Source organism: Pseudomonas sp. GW821-FHT09E04, from assembly GCF_059416185.1.
This window is the reverse complement of sequence record NZ_JBWKOR010000001.1, coordinates 465,520-486,505: the sequence shown is the minus strand read 5'-3', so window position 1 is coordinate 486,505 and position 20,986 is coordinate 465,520. Positions and strand designations below refer to the sequence as shown.

Genomic DNA, 20,986 nt, shown 5'->3' with positions numbered 1-20,986 from the left:
GTATAAAAGTCACTGATCGGACCTCCCTGTCATCGAGTGTTTTTACCGGACCACGGTTCTTCCAGCTCACTGCGTTCCAAGACTATAGATCAGCTTTAGAGGCTCGTACTTTTTGCCTACGTTCACACTAAAGCTAAAGAACAGGCCTTTGGTTGTTGGCCCCCTCCTCCTCGCGTATTGCCCGAGACCTTTTTGTAGGTGGCAGATCAACACGCCCATTTGAAGTCCTGAAAAGCTCCTGCCGCCGGTAATTCAGCCACAACAGCTTGAACATATCGCCTGGCCGTTTGTAACGAGGCTGCGTAGCTGATCCCGGGGCCCAAGACATCCACGATGGAAAAGACGTCCTCAAGGCCGCAGTCGAGGATCAAAGTGACCGGGACATAATCACTTGTCAGGTTTCGCATCCGACGGTTCAGTGGCAAGCCATCACAGGGCAAATCGATCAGCAACCAACTGCGATATTTGAAGCGCACGCTTACATCCTTGAGCATATCGTTCCACTCCATGACCCGACCTCATCGACTGGCAATCAATACTGGAATTGCGTTATTGAGAGAGAACGCCACCAGAAACACGGCCAGGCCTATGTCAATCTGCCGGGTGTATTTGAGAAACAGCGCCTTTATCGGGCCCTGGCCGAAGAGCAACGACACCAGGGAATACCAGATGACTTCGAGGGTTGAGCACAACACGACCACCAGCACTTTTTCGATGTCGGTGCGTGGCGAGGACAGGAAGCCGGCGTAGATGCTGATCATGAAGGCGATCGTCTTCATGTTGCTGATGTTGGTGATGACTCCTACCCGATAAGCCTTACTGAAGCTGGTGACGCCAACAGCGGCGCTTTCGGTGGTGCCAGTATTTTTTGCCAGCACACTTTTGATGATGCTGTAGGCGATGTAGAGCAGGTACGTCGAACCACACAAGGTGGCCACTTTGGAAAAGGCCGGGTACTCATGCAGCAATGCTGCCAGTCCCAAGAGGGAAATGGTCGAGAAGAACACCCCTACAGTGCAGATGCCCAAGGTCGCGCCAAGTCCAGTGGAAACCGAGCCCAGTGAAGAGAATCGACTGACAATGATGAAATTCGGCCCAGGGCTTATTACCGCCAGTATGTAAATCAACGCCGCTGTGAACATAAAACCTCCTTGTTTGAGCAGCAGTCTTTCCAGACTGCTGCCGGGTGGCATCAAGCCAATGCTTGTACCGGGGCCTCGATTTGAGCCAATTTATTCTCCAGGGCGGAAAGAATGTGTTCCACCCGCAAGGAAATCAGGCTGAACGAGCCCGCATCGCCCAAGCCGTGGGAGCTTTCGCATAACCCATTGAGAAACACCGCGGGCAAGTCATCCAGAGGCGTCAGGCTGTAATCGCGATTGACCACCAGGGCCCCGTGAGCATCGGCGCGAAACTGGCGATGATGAGGCGCGAGCAACGGGGGGTACAGCTCACCGTTTTCCTTGGCCGCAATATCCTTGAAGCCCGTGGCGAGCACCAACGCATCCAGAGCAAGGGTTGAATGCGTCAGCTGATTGACCTCCCTGAGTGCCAGTTGTACCTGGCCCGATGTATCGATGTGTGCCTGCTCGATGGCGATGTTATTGAGGATCTTGATGCGCTGCTTGCCCTGCAGTTTTTCTTCATGGATGCGTACGTACAGCGCGTTGATGACATCTTCATCGGCAGAGCTGTAATTGGTGCCCCGCAATTGCTTGTCCAGCCGCGATTTGGCTTCTGGCGGAAGGTCAAAGTAGTAGTCGATGAATTCCGGGAAGTACACCTTGTCACTGAATGGGCTGGTGTCCTTGAGTCGAAAGCTGAAGCTTCGATGTAACGAATAAACCTCTTTGTCCGGGAACCTGGCAGTCAGATCGAGGACGATCTCCACCGCGCTCTGGCTGGAACCCACCACGCCGATACGCTGCACACTCGGTGGCAGCTTGTTGATGTGCTCCAGATAGTGATTGAGGTGGAACACTCGGGGTCCGGTCAGACCTTCGAAAACTGCCGGGATATTCGCCGTACGCCCGGTGCCCAGCACCAGGCTGCGCCCATAAACGACTCGTTGATCGTTATAGGTGACCTTCCACACCTGCTCTCCCTTGAACAGAAGCGGTTCAACCTGCTGGACGAACGCCGAAGATTCGACATCGCCGAGAAAATGGCTGGCTACCCATTTGATGTACTCGGCATATTCCCGGCGTAACGGATACGTCAGTGGCAAGTTGAGGTAGTCGAACAGGCGACCGGTTTCTTTCAGGTAATTGACGAAACCATAGCGGCTGCGTGGATTGCGTGGCGTAACCAGATCCCGTAAAGGGTTGTTCTGGATATCCGATCCGCTGAGCAGCATTTCATCCTGCCAGTCCGGCGTCTGCTTGGCGTCCAGGAAGCGATAAGTCAGCGCTGATGCTGACTCTTCGAGGCCGATCGCCAATGCAAGGTTGGAGGGGCCGAAGCCAATTCCCACAATATCGAAGACAGTATTTGACATGGAAAAGCTCCTATCCCTGGATTTGCTTTAATGGAAGATGATAATAGTGATACGCGGTGTTTTCGATAAATCCAAATCGAGTGTATAGGTTTCGTGCTCGTGGATTATCGTCTGCGCCTTCGATAAATAGTTGTTTGGCGCCTGTTGTCTGCGCAAATGTTTTTGCTGCATTCAATAACGCCAGCCCTACTCCCTTCTTGCGCTTTGACGATTCGACATATAAGTCATTGAGTATCCAGAGGCGCTCCAGTGTGACACTTGAGAAACTGGGGAATAGTTGGGTGAATCCAATGACTTCGTTATTGACCTCAGCAACAACAAAAATTGTTTCGCCCAGAAAAAAGCGCTGTTTAATAAACTCCAGTGAGCGGACCAGATCGGAGACTTCACCATAGAACTGGCGGTATTTGTCCAGCAATGGCGCAATCGCCGCAGCGTCGTCGAGGGACGCATGCCGGGTAATGATTTGATCACTCATGATGCGGTCACCTCGGCAAAGGCTTGCTCCAGTATGTGCAAACCCTGAGTGATCTGCGCGGGGGATATTGTCAGTGCCGGCAGGAACTTGAGCACCTGGTTGTCGATGCCTGAAGTTTCAATGATCAGCCCGCCCGCGTAAGCCTGTGCCGCAACTCTCTGCGCCAGGGACTTGTCCTCGAACTCAATGCCCCGGAAGAACCCGCGCCCTTTGAGGCGATTAGGCGCCTTGCTCGCAAAGTCCCGGGATAACGCCAGCAGCCCTTGATGCAGGAGGTCTGCCTTGGCGCTGAGCTCCTGGGTAAAGCGGTTATCGCTCCAATAGTGATCGATAACCGCCTTGCCCGTGACAAATGCCAGGTTGTTGCCGCGAAACGTGCCGTTGTGTTCCCCCGGCTCCCATACATCCAGATGGGGCGCCAATAAAACAAGGGACATGGGCAAGCCATAGCCGCTGATGGATTTGGACAAGGTCACGATATCCGGGGTGACACCCAGGGCCTCAAAGCTGAAGAAGTCCCCGGTGCGGCCGCAGCCTGCCTGTATATCGTCGATGATCAACAGAATGTCATGGTCATGGGCGATACGTTGCACCGCTTGTACCCAGGCGGCCGAAGCACTGTTCACACCGCCCTCACCCTGCACTGTCTCGAGTACGATGGCCGCTGGCTTATCGATGCCGCTACCGCTGCGCAACATCTTGGACAGGTACAACGAGGTGTCCAGGTCGTCGCCAAAATACTGGTCATACGGCATGAACGTCACGTTGTTCAAGGTGACCCCGGCCCCTGCTCGCTTTCGCGGGTTACTGGTCAAGGCGAGGCTGCCCAGGGACATGCCGTGGAACGCATTGGTGAATGCCACGATATTCTGGCGGCCGGTGTACTTGCGGGCCAGTTTGATGGCGGCCTCTACCGCATTGGTACCGGTAGGGCCGGGAAACTGTACTTTGTAGCGCAAGTTGCGACGGGCCAGGATCTGCTCATCGAACGCCGTCAGGAAGTTCTTCTTGGCCGTGGTTTTGAAATCCAGGCCGTGGGTAATGCCATTGCTCTCGATATAGTCGAGCAGCGCAGCTTTCAAAACCGGGTTGTTATGCCCGTAGTTCAGAGCCCCCGCGCCGCTGAAAAAGTCAATGAACACCTGACCTTGTTCACTGGTCAAGGTCGACCCTTCAGCGGTGTGAAAGGTGGCAGTGAAGTCACGACAGTAAGAACGAACGTTAGACTCTTTAAGCTCAAATATATCCAGGGACTGTGGCGTGGCAGGTGCAAGGTGGGACAGTGAGTAGTTCAGCGTAGCCGTCATGTCAGGTACCGTTTATCAATCCAATTGAATGGACTTCCAACAGGCATAGCGATTTCCCAGTGGCCATGTAGCGAATGCTGAGAGGTCTATCATCCGTGAAGTCCGTGTACAACTTTCATCCGTTGAAACATGACCCGCTCTGTTGGCCAGCAGGAACAATGACGTCTTTCGCTTATTAAACTATCAGTAATTCGTGAACAAACGACCAACTATAAATTCATATGCTTATTACTGGTTCTGTGAAATGCCCAAACATACAAATCAGTAACCGTGATGAGGCGTTTTTGGTCGGCAGAATCGCCCGTCGCTCGTTTCAGGCTTGGGATTGGCGGGAGGCAAGAGCGTTGCGCGGCGTGCCGGGGGCGTTGAGTAAAAATTGTCTCAGATGAAGTAAATTTCTCGATTTTTTTGGTTTTCGTTGCAGTAAAGAGCTTTTCCTGCACAATTCCCGACATTGAAATTCGATCCGAGATTGACTGATGTCCCTGACTCCCCAAGACGAACGACTCATCAAGGCGCTGGCTTTGGCCATCGTTGATCGCCCCCGCGCGACGCTCAAGGAGCTGGCTGAAGCCGCTGGCGTAAGCAAGGCGACGCTGCACCGCTTTTGCGGCACCCGTGACAATCTGGTACTGATGATGGAAAGCCATGGTGAGACGGTTCTCAACCAGATCACCACCTCGACCGACCTGTTGAATGGCGATCCGGTGCAAGCCCTGCGCGGTTTGGTCAATGAGCATCTGGCACATCGTGAAATGCTGGTTTTCCTGCTCTTTCAGTATCGCCCCGACACCTTCGCGAACACCGATGAAGGCAAACGCTGGCAGTTCTATCTCGATGCCCTCGATGCATTCTTTCTGCGCGGCCAGCAATTGGGTGCGTTCCGTATCGATATCACTGCCGCGGTCTTCACCGAGCTGTTCCTGACCATGATTTTCGCCATGGTCGATGCCGAACGCCGTGGGCGTGCCGCCAGTGCCAACTCGGCCAATGTCGTGGAACAGATGTTCCTGCATGGCGCTGCCAATCCCGCCCGTCCTCAGTAACGTTCCACCAAGCAAAAAAAAGCCCCGTGACCTCTCGGTTCACGGGGCTGAATGGCTGGACGTGCCAACCCAAAGGAGCTGTTGTCAGGACTTTTCTGGCGACCAGCCTCCGCCCAGCGAGCGGAACAGATCGACCAGGGCAATCTGCCGCTGGGTGCTGACCTCGATAAATGCCGTTTCGTTGACGAAGCGGGTGCGCTGGGCATCGAGGTAACGCAGGTGACTGTCGATGCCGCCTTCATAACGCGCCTTGGCCAGTTTCAACGTTTCGCTGCTGGTGTCGGCCAGCGCGCGTCGGGCCGCCTCTTCCCGGCGCAAGGTGTCGGTGGCGGCCAGTGCATCGGCGACCTCGCGAAACGCCGTCTGAATCGTGCCCTCATAAGCCGCCACCGCCGAGTCCTTACGGGCTTCGGCCAGGCTCAGGCCAGCACTGTTGCGCCCGGCATCGAACAACGGCAGCGACAGGTTCGGCACAAAACTCCAGGACCGCGAGCCTCCGTCGAACAAACCGGACATTTGTGCGCTGGATGTGCCGAAGCTGCCGGTCAGGCTGATTCGCGGAAAGAACGCCGCCCGTGCAGCGCCAATGTCGGCATTGCGCGCCTGCAATCGATGCTCGGCGGCGAGAATGTCCGGTCGGCGCTCGATCAATGTGGAGGTGGTGTCGGGCGCAATGTCCTGAACCAGCATCGGCTCCGTCGACAGCCGTTCAGGAATTGCTTTCGCTGCATCCTTGGTCCCGAGCAACAACACCAGCGCGTTAAAAGCCTGCTGTTTCTGCCGCAGATTGCTTTCCTGTTCGGCGCGCGATTGTTCCACCAGTCCCAATGCTTCCTGATAGTCCAGCGCTGTCGCCGTACCGTTTGATCGGCGCTGGCTGATCAGTGCAAACGAGTACTCGCGGCTGATCAGCGTTTGCTGAGTCAGATCCAGGCGACGCTGGGCGCCATCGTGAATCAGATAAGCCTGACTGACTTCGGCAATCAGGGCGATCTGCGCGGCGCGGGCCGCCTCTTCAGTCGCCAGATACTCTTGCAATGCAGAGTCGCTAAGGCTCTTTACCCGGCCAAACAGATCCAGCTCGTATTCCGGCAGCGACACGCCGACCTGATAGCTGCTGGCAACCCCCGCCTGGCCATTGCTGGCCAGATCCGCCGGCAGGCGCTGACGATTGCCGGATGCACCGGCATTCAGGCCCGGCACCCGGTCCGCCCGCTGGATACGGTATTGCGCCCGCGCTTGTTCGATATCCAGAAGTGTCTGGCGTAAAGAGCGGTTGTTGTCCAGCGCGATCACCACCAGGCGACGCAGTTCGGGATCGACGATAAACGTCTGCCAAGCTAGTTGGTTAATCGGACTGCCCTGCTTGGTCGACTCCCCCGCCCAGTGCTCCGCAACCGGCGCAACAGGACGCTCATAAGTCGGTGCCAGCGAGCAACCGCCCAGCAGCATGGTGATCACCAGCGTAGAGAAAGCTGAAATACGCATGGAATCACTCCTGAGCCAAAGCGGGTTGTTCGACAGGTGCGGGTTTACTGCGCAACCGCGACAGCACCCAGACAAAACAGATCGGTACGAACAGCACACCCAGCAACGTCGCGCTGAGCATCCCGCCGATCACACCGGTACCGATCGCACGCTGACTCGCGGCCCCTGCCCCGGTGGCCAATGCCAGCGGCACCACACCGAGGATGAACGCCATGGAAGTCATGACAATCGGCCGGAAACGCAGGCGCGCGGCTTCGATGGCGGCGTCACGCAGGCTGTAGCCCTTCTCCCACAGCTCCTTGGCAAACTCGACGATGAGGATCGCGTTCTTCGCCGCCAGACCGATGATGGTGATCAGGCCCACCTTGAAGTACACGTCGTTAGGCATGCCGGCGACCATCACCGCGAGCACCGCACCGATGGCACCGATTGGCACGATCAGCATCACCGTCAACGGAATCGCCCAGCTCTCGTAGAGCGCCACCAGCAACAGGAACACCACCAGGATCGCCAGCGCGAAGAGTTGCGTCGCCTGACCGCTGGAGACCTTTTCCTGATACGACAGCCCCGTCCATTCGTAGCTGAAACCCGCCGGCAATTGCGCAGCGATTCGTTCCATTTCCGCCATGGCTTCACCGGTGCTATAGCCCGGTCCGGCGTCACCGACGATGCGGATCGATGGATATCCGTTGTAACGCACCACTTGCACCGGACCTTCCTCCCAGTGAGTGTTGACGAAAGCGCCGAGCGGCACCAGATCGCCCGCGCTGTTGTGCACGTACAGCTTGAGTACGCTTTCCGGGGTCATCCGATCGCCCTGCTCGGCCTGCACCACCACACGCTGCTGACGGCCAGCGTTGGTGAAGTCGTTGATCACTTCGGAACCGAATGCGGCGGACAACGCACTGCTGATCGACTCGAAACGCACACCGAGGGTGCGAGCCTTGTCACGGTCGATCACCACCCGCAATTGCGGCGACTCGGCCAGACCTTCCATCATGGCGTAGAGGATTTTCGGGTTGCCGTTGGCCTGACCGAGCACCTGGTCACGGGCGGCGAGCAAGGCTTCACGACCCAGACCGGCACGATCCTGCAGGCGCAGCGCAAAACCACCGGAGTTGCCCAAACCGTCAATCGGTGGCGGCGGCACCGCCATCACGGCGCCGTCGTTGGTCACGGCAAACTGCTCGTTCAGCGCCATGACCTCGGCCATCGCCGATTGATCTTCGCCACGCTGCGACCAGTCCTTGAACACCGGGAACGCCAGTGCCGCGTTATCACCCATCCCGGAAAAGCTGAAACCCGAGACCAGGAACATCGACTGCACCGCATCACGAGACGCGAGATAGCGTTCCAGTTGTTCGCCGGTCGCTTCGGTGCGAGTCCGGGTCGCGCCCGGTGGCAACTGGACGTCGACGATCATGTAGCCCTGGTCTTCTACGGGCACAAACGATTCCGGCAAGCGCAGGTAGAAGAAACCGAGCATCGCGATAATGCCGACGTACACCAACATCATCCGACCGGCACGCGCGACCAGTCCGCTGTTCAGGATCGAGTAACGCTCGGTGAGCCGCGCGAAGCCACGGTTGAAGGCGCCGAAGAAACCGCGCTTTTCATGATGTCCTTGAGGAATCGGCTTGAGCAGCGTGGCACACAGCGCCGGCGTGAACGTCAGCGCGAGGAAACCCGAGAACAGAATCGACACCGCCAGCGAGACCGAGAACTGCTGATAGATCACCCCCACCGAACCGGACATGAACGCCAGCGGCATGAACACCGCCGACAGCACCAGGGTGATACCGATGATCGCGCCCGATACCTGCCCCATGGCCTTGATCGTGGCGTCGACCGGCGACAACCCTTCTTCCGCCATGATCCGCTCGACGTTCTCCACCACCACGATGGCGTCGTCCACCAGAATGCCGATGGCGAGCACCATGCCGAACATGGTCATCATGTTCACCGAGAAGCCCAGCAGGTACATCATCACCAGTGTGCCGAGCAGACACACCGGCACCACAATCGACGGAATCAAGGTGTAGCGGATGTTCTGCAGGAACAGGAACATCACCAGGAATACCAGCACCATCGCCTCGATCAGGGTGTGGATCACCTTCTCGATGGCGACATCGACGAAACGCGACGTGTCGTAGGGAACGGAATATTCCACGTCGTCCGGGAAGTACGCCGACAGTTCGGCCAGGCGTTCTTTTACGGCCGTTGCAGTCTGGATTGCGTTGGCGCCGGGCGACAACTGGATCGCCGCTGCCACGGCGGGTTTGCCGTTCAGACGCGAGTTGAAGTTGTAACTCTCCTGACCGATTTCCACTCGGGCGACGTCGCCCAGTTTGACCGTCGAGCCGTCCTCGTTGGCGCGCAGAACGATGCGTGCGAATTCTTGCGGATTGTCCAGCGTACCTTTCACTGCCAGCGTGGCGGTCAGTTCCTGTTGGCTGCTGGTTGGCGTGCTGCCGAAACTGCCGGCCGGCACCTGCACGTTCTGTCCGCGAATGGCGGTGCTCACGTCGTCGATGGACAGCCCATAACCCACCAGCTTCTGCGGGTCGAGCCAGATGCGCATCGCGGCTTCAGAGGAGAAGAATTGCAGCTTGCCGACGCCCGGCACCCGACGTAGTTCGTTGTTGATGTTGCGTGCGGCGTAGTCGCCCAGTGCGGTCGTGTCGGTGTGTTGAGTGCCTTCCTTATAGTTGAGCGCATAGATCAGCAGGAAACCGGCGCTGGCCTGCTCCACCTCCAGACCTTGGGTGAGTACCGCTTGCGGCATGCGCGATTCAGCCTTTTTCAGGCGGTTCTGCACGTCGACCTGGGCAAGCTGCGGATCAGTACCCGGCTGGAACGTCACCGCAATTTCGGCGATGCCATTGGAGTTGTTGGTCGACTCGAAATACAGCAGGTTCTTGGCACCGTTGAGCGACTCTTCGATCACGCTGGTGACCGAGTCCACCAGCACTTTCGCCGAGGCGCCGGGATAGGTCGCCGTCACCTTGATCTGCGGCGGCGCGACGTCGGGATACTGCGCCACCGGCAGCATCGGAATGACCAGCAGGCCGGCCAGAGAGATGAACAACGCCACCACCCAGGCAAAGTTCGGGCGTTTGATGAAAAACTTGGACATCGGGAAATCCTCGCGGCGACGGCGCCCTTACTGTTTCGACTCAGGGGACTGAGCCACGGCTTGGGACTGACCCGGTACGACCTTGGCCCCCGGTTGCAGACCGGCAAGGCCACCAACGATCACTTGATCGCCCGCCTTCAAGCCTTCACTGATCTGCCAGCGCGATCCCTGCATGGCACCGGTGACCACACTGCGTGATTCGACCCGGTCATCTGCGCCGACCACCATCACTTGGGCGCCGCCATCGCTGCCCCGCTGCACCGAACGTTGCGGCACGAGAATGGCCTGGCTGTCAGTGCCCTGTGGCGTACGCACACGGACATACATGCCCGGCAACAGCACGCCGTCGGTATTGGCGAACTTGCCGCGCAACGACACCTGCCCCGTGCCGCGATCCACGGCGACATCGGTAAACATCAGCGCACCCTGACGCTCGTATTGGGTGCCATCGACGCGAATCGACAGTGCCTTGTTGTCGTCGGCGGAGAGTTTTCCGTCCTTGAGCGACTCGCGCAGACGCAGTGCATCGGCGGCCGACTGAGTAAAGTCGACATACACCGGATCCAGTTGCTGAATCCGCGCCATCAACGTCGCGTCCCCCTGCCCGACCAAGGCCCCTTCCGTGACCAGTGCACGGCCGACGCGGCCGGAAATTGGCGCGGTTACCGAGGCATAACCGAGATTCAACCGGGCGCTTTGCAGATCGGCCTGGGCCGAACGGGTGGCTGCCTGAGCGCTGCGCAGGTCAGCCATGGCGCTGTCGAAATCCTGTTGGCTGACCGCCTCGATTTTCACCAACGGTTCATAGCGCTTGACCCGCGCCTGTGCCTCAAGCGCAACAGACTGAGCGCGAGCCAGCTCACCTTCGGCCCGCGACAACGCTGCCTTCAGCGGTGCCGGATCGATCTGGAACAACAGATCCCCGGCTTTGACATCAGCGCCCTCTTCAAAACGCTTCTGCATCACGATGCCCGGCACCCGAGCGCGCACTTCCGCAACGCGCATCGGCTCCACCCTGCCCGGCAGCTCCGACGTCAGCGCCAAAGGCTCGGTCTTCACGGCCACCACTTCTACCGGGCGCGCCACTTCCGCCACCGCCGCTTGTTCACTCGCCGGTCCACACCCGGCCAACGCAATGGCGACTGCCAGCGATCCCGCCATCCCTACTGCACGCAAATTGCCCATAACTCACCCAAGGCTTGATCGAATTTGGCGCGAATGCTACGTTTCAAATCTTAATGAGTCAATAATGTCTCATGTGAGTATTTTGTGAATCTTATATGAACACCGCTCAAGGCCTCTGATGAACTCGATTTCCCATGATGAACAGATGCTCAAGTCGCTGACCCTGGCCGTGGCCAACCGGCCGAGGGCGACGATGAAGGAACTGGCGCAACTGGCTGGCGTGAGCAAGGCCACCCTGCACCGCTACTGCGGAACACGGGAAAACCTGACCGCAAAACTGGAGGAGCACGCCGAGGGCACGCTAAAGCTGATCATCGACAACGCTGGCCTGCAGCACCTGGAACCGCTGGAGGCGCTGCGCCGATTGATCCGGGAACACCTCGCCCACCGCGAGTTGCTGGCCTTTCTGATGGCGCAATACCGCCCCGACTTCCTCGACCTGGAACAGGGTGGCAGACGATGGCTGTTTTATCTGGAGGCGCTGGACGGGTTCTTTTTGAAAGGCCAGCAGGCTGGGCTGTTTCGCATCGATATCACCGCGGCGATCTTTACCGAGCTGTTCATATCGCTGGTCTACGGCCTGGTGGATGCCGAACTGCGCGGGCGCGCGGCTCATGCGGATTCGGCGCGGACGCTTGAGCGGATGTTTTTGAATGGGGTGCTGGCTGCTCGGCGTCTTTCTTGATCAGCTAATCAATTTATAAATCTCGGAAACCACCTGCATCGTAGCGTCTTCGATCGTTCCTTCATTACGGCACAAAGCCCAGCCATGATCGGCAGCCGCTTGCTCGAACGTCTCTGTACACGCGACATGCTCAGCGTGCTTCTGGATCACAGTACCGCCCAGTCCTCTGGATCGTGCCTTTGCCCTGGCCCATGAAATATCCGGCGCGGTGACGACGCCGACATGCAGGTCAGGCACCTGCACGTTTCGTTCGATGTTCAACTGGAGAATCTCTGCAAACGGGACGGTTTGGCGAAACGCGGCGTCAGACGGATACCAGCGATCGATCAAGATAATGCTGCCCAACGGCTGTTCAGTCAGCACGTGCCGGGAGATCCAGCTACGGCTATCAGCAAAGCGCTGACACACCGCCCACTCCAGATCCCGGGAATGATTTCTGGCAAGTTCGTTAACGAGGGCCATGGTGGCACCCCGGTAGGGATCGCTTTTTCTCTCGCAAAGCCGGATGACTTTCTTGTTGTCGGCCCTCAGTACTGCCGTAACGGCTTCCAGTAATGTGGTTTTGCCGGTTCCTTTTGGCCCATCCAGAGAAATAAACAACGGACGATTCATTCTTCACGCAACGATTGAGACATTGATGAGCACTCTATCCTCATTTCTGCAATTCAATCAGCTCATCCCTGCCCTTTGCCTAGACTTGCTTCCCGATGATGTTCGCCAGACCTTTTGACTGCCAGGGAATCACTTAAGGAGTCACCCCATGTCAAAGCTATATCCCGGAATCGATCCTGAAGGGCTTGTCGAGTACTCGGTGGTCTACACCGATCGCTCGCTCAACCACATGTCGCAGTCATTTCAAGCAGTGATGAGGAACATTTCCCAGACCCTGAAACAGGTCTACAACGCCGAGGCGGTTGCGGTGGTTCCGGGCAGCGGCACATTCGGCATGGAAGCGGTGGCGCGACAGTTCGCCACCGGCCAGCAATGTCTGGTGATACGCAACGGCTGGTTCAGTTATCGCTGGAGCCAGATCCTTGAGACGGGCAACATCCCGGCGGCCACTACGGTACTGAAAGCCCGACCGGTCGAAACGGGTCGCCAGGCGGCCTACGCCCCGCCCCCTCTGGACGAAGTGCTGGCAGCCATTGCGGCGCAGAAGCCGCAGATTGTCTTCGCCCCCCACGTTGAAACCTCATCAGGGATTATCCTGCCCGACGAGTACCTGCGGGCCGTCGGCGACGCCGTGCATGCAGTGGGTGGCCTGTTCGTCCTGGACTGCATCGCTTCCGGCACGCTTTGGGTTGATATGCACAAATGCGCAGTCGACCTGCTGATCAGCGCACCGCAAAAAGGTTGGAGCGCCTCCCCTTGCTGCGCTCTGGTGATGTTCAGTTCTTTGGCTTTCGAGCGCATCGAGCAGACGCAAAGCAGCAGCTTCGCCTGCGACCTGAAAAAGTGGCTGCAGATCATGCAGGCCTACGAACAGGGCGGACATGCCTACCACGCGACCATGCCCAGCGATTCTCTCGCGCGGTTCAACGACGTAATGAAAGAGACGCAAGCCTACGGTTTCGAAAAGGTCCGCGACGACCAGCAGGTACTGGGCGATCGGGTGCGCGCAATGTTGACCGGCAAAGGCTTCAAAAGCGTGGCCGCAGCCGGCTTTCAGGCCCCAGGCGTCGTGGTGAGCTACACCGATGATCCCGATATCAAAACCGGTAAGAAATTTGCCAACCACGGCCTACAGATCGCCGCGGGGGTGCCGTTGCAATGCGATGAACCGGCCGACTTCCAGACCTTCCGTATCGGTCTGTTCGGACTCGAAAAACTGCACAACATCGAGCGGACGGTCAGCACCCTCGAGCAGGCACTGGATGAGGTGATGGTTAACTAAGCCCTCTTCTCGCCCACAGCAAATACCGTTCCCGCCGATCCTGTTCGGCGGGAACCACCAAGCCGCGATCAACCTGTCATAAATTCCATATCCGCTGGCAAAAATCCGACTTTCCTGGCGTTCCAATAACCCCTGAAGATCCGCGTGGACGCGCCCAGTGTCGATCCTTCGCACCATTGAGCGCCAAATCACTCTTCATTCTGAATTAGTGATTTAACTAGGTAGTTACCTATCTATATAATGCCCTCCTCATTTCAACGGGACATTCAACGTGAAGCAGAGTCAACGCCTCTCGGGCATATCAACATTCATTCTGGTCGGGCTGGGCGTGATCATCGCCCTGCTCGGCTTGGCACTGGCCGCTGGCGGTGTGAAATTGGTCAGCCTGGGAGGCTCCTGGTACTTCCTGGTGGGTGGTCTGGTCATGGCCATTTCCGGTCTGCTGATCGCCTGTCGCAAACCTGCCGGCGCCTGGTTGTTCGCAGCGTTTTTGCTGGGAACGGCAATCTGGGCCGTGAGCGATGCAGGCCTGGTGTTCTGGCCGGTGTTCTCTCGTCTGTTCATGTTCAGTGCCGTGGGCCTGGCGGTCGCGCTGGTCTACCCGATGCTCAAGCGTGCCAATGGCGGCGTTCCAGGTCGTGGCGCGTACGGCGTTGCCGCTGTTCTGGCGGTTGGACTGGCCGTGGCCGCCGGCAACATGTTCGTGGCGCACCCAACGGTCGCCCCTACCGGCACCGGCCCGGGCCTCACTCCGGTCGAACCGGAAAAGGCGCAGAAAGACTGGGCGCACTACGGTAATACCGAAGGTGGTAGCCGCTTCGCTGCGCTGGACCAGATCAACCGCACCAACGTCGACAAGTTGAAAGTCGCGTGGACCTACCACACCGGCGACATCGCCGAGAGTGACGGCAATGGCGCTGAAGACCAGCTCACCCCGCTGCAGATCGGCAACAAGGTGTTCATTTGCACCCCGCACAACAGCCTGATTGCGCTGGATGCCGACACCGGTAAAGAACTCTGGAAAAACGCCATCAACGCCCAGTCGAAAGTCTGGCAGCGCTGCCGTGGCATGGCGTATTTCGATGAGAGCGCCGCTGTCGCCAAACCAGCCAGCTCGCCTGTGACCGATACCCCGGCCGCTCCCGCCGCCAACTGCACACGCCGTCTGCTGACCAACACCATCGACGCGCGCCTGATCGCAGTCGATGCCGACACCGGCGAGTTCTGCCAGGGTTTCGGCAACAACGGCCAGGTTGATCTGAAGGCCGGTCTGGGTGATGTCCCGGACAGCTACTATCAACTCTCCTCCGCGCCACTGATGGCCGGCACCACCGTCGTCGTTGGCGGTCGCGTGGCCGACAACGTGCAGACCGACATGCCCGGCGGCGTGATCCGTGGTTTCGACGTCATGACCGGTGCGATGCGCTGGGCATTCGACCCGGGCAACCCGCAGGATCGCAAGGCGCCGGCCGATGGCAAAACCTATGTTCGCAGCACGCCGAACAGCTGGGCGCCAATGTCTTATGACCCGGCAACCAACACTGTCTTCCTGCCGATGGGCAGCTCTTCCACCGACATCTACGGCGTGGAACGCAGCAAACTCGACCACACCTACGGCGCATCGATCCTGGCGCTGGACGCTAACAGCGGCGAAGAAAAGTGGGTCTACCAGACCGTGCACAACGATCTGTGGGACTTCGACCTGCCGATGCAGCCAAGCCTGATCGACTTCAACAAGGACGGCAAAACCGTGCCGGCGCTGGTGATCGGCACCAAGGCCGGGCAGATCTACGTGCTGGATCGCGCCACCGGCAAACCACTGACCGAAGTAAAAGAAGTACCAGTCAAGGCTTCGAACATTCCGAACGAGCCCTACTCGCCAACCCAGCCAAAATCCGTGGGCATGCCGCAGATCGGTGCCCAGCACCTGACCGAGTCGGACATGTGGGGCGCCACCCCGTATGACCAGCTGCTGTGCCGGATCGATTTCAAGTCGATGCGTTACGACGGTCTGTACACCGCGCCGGGCACTGACAAGTCCCTGAGCTTCCCGGGTTCGCTGGGCGGCATGAACTGGGGCAGCATTTCCACTGACCCGGTGCATGGTTTCATCTTCGTCAACGACATGCGTCTGGGCCTGTGGATTCAGATGATCCCTTCGCAGAACAAAGGCCAGGCAACCTCCGGTGGCGAAGCGCTGAACACCGGCATGGGCGCCGTTCCGCTGAAAGGCACGCCTTACGCGGTGAACAAGAACCGCTTCCTGTCGGTGGCCGGCATTCCATGCCAGGCGCCGCCGTTCGGCACGTTGACCGCCATCGATATGAAGACCCAAAAAGTCGCCTGGCAGGTTCCGGTCGGCACCGTTGAAGACACAGGTCCCCTGGGCATCCGCATGCACCTGCCGATCAAGATCGGTCTGCCAACCCTCGGCGGCACGCTGTCGACTCAAGGTGGTTTGATCTTCATCGCCGGCACCCAGGACTTCTACCTGCGCGCCTACAACAGCGGCAACGGTGAAGAAATCTGGAAAGCACGTCTGCCGGTCGGCAGCCAGGGTGGCCCGATGACGTATGTGTCGCCGAAAACCGGCAAGCAATACGTGGTCATCACCGCTGGTGGCGCTCGTCAATCGACCGATCGTGGTGACTACGTAATGGCTTACGCCCTGCCGTAAACCGCTGCGCCCTCCTTCACTTCACTTGTGCGCGACACCTTCGGGTGTCGCGTCGTTTCATGTCCTTGGCTCTGGATTTCAGCAATGTCATTCGTTGTTCGCTTTTCCCACACTGGAGTACTGCTCGCTCTTGCCTGCAGCACCGCCCTGCCCGCCTTCGCCGACACCGATTCAAACGTGTTCACCCGCAATACCCTGACCGGCGACTGGGGCGGTCTGCGCCACCAGCTCGACGAAGACGGCATCAAGTTCACCGGTGATTACACTGGCGAAACCGCCTACAACGCTGATGGCGGCCTGCATCGCTCGGCCCGTTACTCGCAGAACATCAAGCTCGGCGCACAGTTCGACCTGAGCAAAATCTATGGTGTGGACAACGCCGGCAAGGTCCAACTGACCATCAACGACCGTCGCGGCAACAGCGCCTCGGAAGACCTGGTCGGCAACCGTCTGCCGATTCAGGAAAACTACGGCGGCCTCTACACGCGCCTGACCGAACTGAGTTACGAGCGCACCCTTTTCACCCCGGCACTGAACGTCAAACTCGGCTACATGGCCATGGGCAACGACCTCGGCGGCCTCGACAGCGGCATCCTCTGCAACTTCATGAACGCCGGTTTCTGCGGGCACCCGCTGAACATGTCCGGTGGCAGCGGCTGGACCAACTACCCCAACGCTCACCTCGGTGTGCGGGTCAAATACGACCTGTCGCCGGAATGGCAACTGCGCGTCGCCGCGTTCAACGTCGACCCCGAAAGCAACGGCAACTCCAGTCGCGCCTGGCACCTGGGCCCGAAACACACCACCGGCACCGTGGTCCCTGTCGAACTGGTCTACAAACACGCGGGCACCCTGCCCGGCGAATACAAACTCGGCTACTACTACGACAGCTCCGACGTGAAACGCATCGGCAGCGACAAGGAAGTGTCCGGTCGCGGCGGTCATTACCTGCTGATCGATCAGGCCGTCTGGAGTTCGCAGACATCTGAGGGCCGCAGCCTGCACGCCTTCGGTCAATACTCGGCGGCCAGCGAAGCGGCTTCACCGTTCAGCAAGTGGTACGGCACCGGCGTGGTCCTGTACAAACCGTTCGAAGGTCGCCCGCGTGACACCGTCGCCCTGGGTTACGGCCGGGCCGTGCAAAACCCACGCAGCCGCGACGTGCAACAAGACGCTGCGCTGGCCAACGGCACGCCGCTCTCCAATCTGGACGGTGCTGAACAGTTGATCGAACTCGATTACGGCTACCAGGCCACCCCATGGCTGACCCTGCGACCGAACGTGCAGTACATCATCGAGCCGGGCGCGTTTTCCGGGCAGGACATCGACAATGCACTGGTGTTCGGACTGCAGGTGAAAGCAAGTCTCTGACCTCGGCGCTGTCAGCGTAGCGATGCTTTGCGGGCCACGACATAAGACTGACTCAAGTCCGTGGCCCAACCATCGAGCACACCCTTGACGTTATCGGCCGTCATCACCTGCTTGTCGTTTTCCAGTGGAACGCCTGTGCCCTTGCGGACAACCTTCGCCACGACCTCGCCGGTCGAGCCATCCTCAAGGGACACTTCAGTGGCGATTTCACTGTCCTGATCACGAATGCCGGCAGCCGTGCTGACGCCGGCCGCGACCAGGGTGACGGGTAGCCATTCATAAAACCGCAGGCCCTGGGTACTGGTGGCGACCTGCGTGATGGCTGGCCTCACAACCAACGTATTCGGGCCGGGCTTCGAAGCTAATGGCAGTATTTTTCCCAGTTCTTGCCTCAGGGCCGCGTCGTAGTAGCCGGTCACACCCGACAGGGTGCTTTGCGGGATCCGTCCAGTCGGCTCAAACTTCGGATAAAACTGGCTTGGCGCCAGATAAACCCGTGTGTAACGACCACTCGCCAACGCCGGGCTGGCCCAACTCAATATCGTCTGTCCCGAGGGCGTCTGCTGCTCCTTCAGCGTGCTGTAGTCGTTGAGAAACCCGGAATACATGTCAGGCGCGACCTTTTTATTGCTGCATGCCGACAGGCTCAGGCTGGCTGCGAGCAACAGCGCCAGTGAGTGATGGTTTCTCATCAATGCGTTTCCCCTGCGGCCTGAATCTGGCTGAACGGGGTATTTTCAGAACACTCGATGCGCAACTGGCCGTGGGTCATGATCCAGTGAATGAATTCGGCGGTGGGAATCGAGTGGATGTATTCCACCCAATGACTGTCGGCCGGGCTGAAGCGCTCGAAGTAGCGGCGCATGACGAGTTGGCTCTGGTCCTGGGCGATCCCCAGACAGGTTTCCTGGAAAAAGATCGGCGCATTGAGAGCGCCGGTATTGGTGCGCTGAGTCAGGATCAGTGGACGCACCGCGCCATGCCCCTGAGTGGAATAAGCGCTTTTCATATCCTTCATATGAGCCCCCTTGGATGGAATGCCGGCAGAGTGCCCGAGGTTTTTTGCCCGAGGATGTCTGGCTGATGTCCGCAGAGAAGGAATGTTGCTCGATTGAAATATATGACCCCGCCTTCGAAATGGTTTTAGATGCCCTCTTTTGATTCATGGATCCTGCAAACGTGAGCAGACTGCTGATCGTCGATGACGACGTGGAAATTCTGTCCCTGCTGAAGAAGTTCTTCGTTCAGCACGCCTACGACGTCGACGTGGCGCCCGATGGCCAGGCCATGTGGGCCGCCATCGAACAGGCGCGGCCGGACACGATCATTCTTGACCTGATGCTGCCGGGTGAAGGTGGCTTGAGCCTGTGCCAGAAAATCCGCGCGCAGATGGGGATCCCGATCATCATGCTCACGGCCATGGCTGAACTGAGTGACCGGATCGTCGGCCTGGAGCTGGGTGCCGACGATTACCTGACCAAGCCCTTCGCGCCCCAGGAGTTGCTGGCCCGGGTGCGCGCATTGCAACGGCGCGCCGGCGAGCAAGGCCAGCGCACCAGCGAACCGGCGCGTCCGGTCATGACCTTCGCCGGTTGGCATCTGGACATCACCTGCCGGGAACTGCGCTCACCCGAGGGGGTGATGATCCCGATGTCCGGCGGTGAGTTTGATCTGCTGCTGGTCTTTCTCGAACATCCCCAGCGCATCCTGACCCGCGAGCAACTGATCGACCTGACCCACGGCCAGGGTCATGAAGCCTTTGATCGCAGCATCGATGTGCAGGTCAGCCGGCTGCGGCGCAAGATCGAACCGGACAGCAAGCGCCCGGACCTGATCCGCACTGTGCGCAATGGCGGCTATATGTTCACGGCCAAGGTCAGCCGTTCATGATCGGCCGACTCTTGCGGCGCGACACCCTCAGTCGCCGGATTGCCCTGACCATCGTTGCGGCGATGATCGCCTCGCTGATTCTCAATGCGCTGTTTGTGCAGGTCGCGGGCATCTGGGCTCGTCCACCCATCGAACGAACCGGATTGCTGGAGCGGATTGCCGCGAGCACTCGCGTGATCGAGGCGGCGCCCGCCCAATTGCGCCCGCAACTGGCGAGCGCGGCCAGCAGTTCGACGCTTGAAGTGTTATGGAATGCGCAACGCAGCCAGTTCAATCTGCCCGGGGACGGCGAACCGGTCGAGACCGGCAAGGTTCCTGCGCTGCGACAATTGCTCGGTGATGACCGGGAAATCGAAGTATTCAACCCCGACGACTGGCCGCCGGGCAGTGCGCAGGCGCATTACGTTGCCCTCGTACCTTTGGCCGATGGCAGCTGGCTGACATTCACGCCACCGGAACGAAGCTGGGGACTGAGCCTGGATGCCCGGATCGCGGTGATCATTGCTCTGGGACTCGTCGCGACCTTGCTGGTGGCCTGGATTGCCACCCGCCAACTGGCCAATCCGCTGCAACGTTTTGCCGGCGCCGCAAGGCGTTTTGGCGGTGATTTGAACGCACCGCCCATCGAGATCGAAGGGCCCCACGAAATCCGCCAGGCCATCATCGCCTTCAACACCATGCAGGCGCAGATCCAGCATTTCATTGGCGAACGCACGCACATGCTCGCTTCCATCTCCCATGACTTGCGCGCGCCATTGACCCGGATGCGCCTGCGCAGCGAGTTCATGGAAGACCTCGATCATCAGCAGAAACTGATTCGCGACATCGAAGAAATGCAATCGATGATCAACGCCGCCCTAGCGTTTTTCCGTGAAGGCACACAGCTTGAACAACCTACAGCGTTCGATCTGTCGGAGCTGCTGCAAACCGTCCTTGACGATTACCGCGACCAGAACCTGCTCATCGACTTCAGCGGTCCTGCCCACATGGTCTATGACGGTCGGCCACTGGGGATCAAACGGGTGATCGTCAACCTGCTGGAAAACGCCGTGAAATACGGCGAGCGTCCGCGTATTGCACTGAGTCGCAATGCTCGCTCGATCTGCATCGAAGTCTGCGACGAAGGGCCGGGCATTCCCGAAGAGTCGCTGCAACGGGTGTTCGATCCATTCTTTCGCCTCGAAACCTCGCGCAACCGTGAAACCGGCGGTGTCGGGCTCGGCCTCTCGGCGGCCCGGGCGATTGTTCGTGAACAGGGCGGAGAACTGACCTTGAGCAATCGCCGAGGCTCGGGACTGGTGGCGAGGGTTGAATTGCCTGTTGTCGATTGAG

18 protein-coding genes are annotated in these 20,986 nt (G+C 58.9%); 7 read left to right on the top strand and 11 right to left on the bottom strand.

The window, feature by feature from the left end; all coding sequences use genetic code 11:
- Positions 1–206 precede the first annotated feature (206 nt).
- Genes AC07N4_RS02225 through ectB form a run of 5 tightly spaced genes read right to left on the bottom strand, consistent with a single transcriptional unit; the run spans position 207 to position 4,225 of the window.
- Entirely contained in the window at positions 207–509 is a 303-nt protein-coding gene (locus AC07N4_RS02225) for a hypothetical protein (RefSeq protein ID WP_493184116.1), read from the bottom strand.
- Between the two features lie 9 nt (positions 510–518).
- The gene (locus AC07N4_RS02220) at positions 519–1,142 is read right to left on the bottom strand and encodes a LysE family translocator (protein ID WP_102619876.1); all 624 of its coding nucleotides are present in this window, start codon (positions 1,140–1,142) and stop codon (positions 519–521) included.
- 50 nt (positions 1,143–1,192) lie between these two features.
- The gene (locus tag AC07N4_RS02215) at positions 1,193–2,497 is read right to left on the bottom strand and encodes a SidA/IucD/PvdA family monooxygenase (RefSeq protein WP_096820435.1); all 1,305 of its coding nucleotides are present in this window, start codon (positions 2,495–2,497) and stop codon (positions 1,193–1,195) included.
- A 10-nt stretch (positions 2,498–2,507) separates the two neighbouring features.
- Complete coding sequence (locus tag AC07N4_RS02210; protein WP_192557898.1) at positions 2,508–2,975, bottom strand: GNAT family N-acetyltransferase; 468 nt, start codon at positions 2,973–2,975, stop codon at positions 2,508–2,510.
- Complete coding sequence (gene ectB, locus AC07N4_RS02205) at positions 2,972–4,225, bottom strand: diaminobutyrate--2-oxoglutarate transaminase (protein ID WP_273539711.1); 1,254 nt, start codon at positions 4,223–4,225, stop codon at positions 2,972–2,974. Before ectB ends, AC07N4_RS02210 begins: the two co-directional genes overlap by 4 nt.
- A gap of 536 nt (positions 4,226–4,761) precedes the next feature.
- On the opposite strand from ectB, the gene AC07N4_RS02200 reads away from it, so the two are divergent.
- The gene (locus AC07N4_RS02200) at positions 4,762–5,328 is read left to right on the top strand and encodes a TetR/AcrR family transcriptional regulator (protein WP_096820432.1); all 567 of its coding nucleotides are present in this window, start codon (positions 4,762–4,764) and stop codon (positions 5,326–5,328) included.
- 84 nt (positions 5,329–5,412) lie between these two features.
- On the opposite strand, the gene AC07N4_RS02195 is transcribed toward AC07N4_RS02200, so the two are convergent.
- Genes AC07N4_RS02195 through AC07N4_RS02185 form a run of 3 tightly spaced genes read right to left on the bottom strand, consistent with a single transcriptional unit; the run spans position 5,413 to position 11,137 of the window.
- On the bottom strand, positions 5,413–6,816 hold the full coding sequence (locus tag AC07N4_RS02195) for an efflux transporter outer membrane subunit (protein ID WP_493064844.1): 1,404 nt from the start codon (positions 6,814–6,816) through the stop codon (positions 5,413–5,415).
- 4 nt (positions 6,817–6,820) lie between these two features.
- Positions 6,821–9,952, bottom strand: coding sequence for a multidrug efflux RND transporter permease subunit (locus AC07N4_RS02190; protein WP_493064843.1), 3,132 nt, complete (start codon positions 9,950–9,952; stop codon positions 6,821–6,823).
- Between the two features lie 27 nt (positions 9,953–9,979).
- Complete coding sequence (locus AC07N4_RS02185) at positions 9,980–11,137, bottom strand: MexC family multidrug efflux RND transporter periplasmic adaptor subunit (protein WP_493064842.1); 1,158 nt, start codon at positions 11,135–11,137, stop codon at positions 9,980–9,982.
- 118 nt (positions 11,138–11,255) lie between these two features.
- On the opposite strand from AC07N4_RS02185, the gene AC07N4_RS02180 reads away from it, so the two are divergent.
- Positions 11,256–11,822, top strand: a complete 567-nt coding sequence (locus tag AC07N4_RS02180; protein ID WP_493064841.1) for a TetR/AcrR family transcriptional regulator — start codon at positions 11,256–11,258, stop codon at positions 11,820–11,822.
- Here the strand turns inward: AC07N4_RS02180 and AC07N4_RS02175 are convergent, their stop codons facing one another.
- Positions 11,823–12,434, bottom strand: a complete 612-nt coding sequence (locus tag AC07N4_RS02175) for a dTMP kinase (RefSeq protein ID WP_493064840.1) — start codon at positions 12,432–12,434, stop codon at positions 11,823–11,825.
- Between the two features lie 148 nt (positions 12,435–12,582).
- Here AC07N4_RS02175 and AC07N4_RS02170 point away from each other — a divergent pair, with 148 nt between their 5' ends.
- From AC07N4_RS02170 to AC07N4_RS02160, 3 genes are all read left to right on the top strand, one after another.
- Positions 12,583–13,716, top strand: coding sequence for an aminotransferase class V-fold PLP-dependent enzyme (locus AC07N4_RS02170; protein ID WP_493064839.1), 1,134 nt, complete (start codon positions 12,583–12,585; stop codon positions 13,714–13,716).
- Positions 13,717–13,987: 271 nt separating this feature from the next.
- Positions 13,988–16,393 (top strand): glucose/quinate/shikimate family membrane-bound PQQ-dependent dehydrogenase, encoded by a 2,406-nt coding sequence (locus AC07N4_RS02165; RefSeq protein WP_493064838.1) that lies wholly within the window; start codon positions 13,988–13,990, stop codon positions 16,391–16,393.
- 84 nt (positions 16,394–16,477) lie between these two features.
- On the top strand, positions 16,478–17,764 hold the full coding sequence (locus AC07N4_RS02160; RefSeq protein ID WP_493064837.1) for a carbohydrate porin: 1,287 nt from the start codon (positions 16,478–16,480) through the stop codon (positions 17,762–17,764).
- Positions 17,765–17,775: 11 nt separating this feature from the next.
- Here AC07N4_RS02160 and AC07N4_RS02155 read toward each other — a convergent pair whose 3' ends face one another.
- Together AC07N4_RS02155 and AC07N4_RS02150 are read right to left on the bottom strand one after the other, a co-directional pair.
- The gene (locus AC07N4_RS02155; RefSeq protein ID WP_493064836.1) at positions 17,776–18,456 is read right to left on the bottom strand and encodes a DUF3313 domain-containing protein; all 681 of its coding nucleotides are present in this window, start codon (positions 18,454–18,456) and stop codon (positions 17,776–17,778) included.
- Positions 18,456–18,782, bottom strand: a complete 327-nt coding sequence (locus AC07N4_RS02150) for a hypothetical protein (RefSeq protein ID WP_096820422.1) — start codon at positions 18,780–18,782, stop codon at positions 18,456–18,458. Before AC07N4_RS02150 ends, AC07N4_RS02155 begins: the two co-directional genes overlap by 1 nt.
- Before the next feature lie 146 nt (positions 18,783–18,928).
- On the opposite strand from AC07N4_RS02150, the gene AC07N4_RS02145 reads away from it, so the two are divergent.
- Both AC07N4_RS02145 and AC07N4_RS02140 read left to right on the top strand, forming a co-directional pair.
- Positions 18,929–19,654 carry a response regulator gene (locus AC07N4_RS02145; protein ID WP_102619865.1) on the top strand — a complete coding sequence of 242 codons (726 nt, stop codon included), beginning with the start codon at positions 18,929–18,931 and terminating at the stop codon, positions 19,652–19,654.
- The gene (locus AC07N4_RS02140) at positions 19,651–20,985 is read left to right on the top strand and encodes an ATP-binding protein (protein ID WP_273539112.1); all 1,335 of its coding nucleotides are present in this window, start codon (positions 19,651–19,653) and stop codon (positions 20,983–20,985) included. Before AC07N4_RS02145 ends, AC07N4_RS02140 begins: the two co-directional genes overlap by 4 nt.
- The last annotated feature ends 1 nt before the right edge of the window (position 20,986 follow it).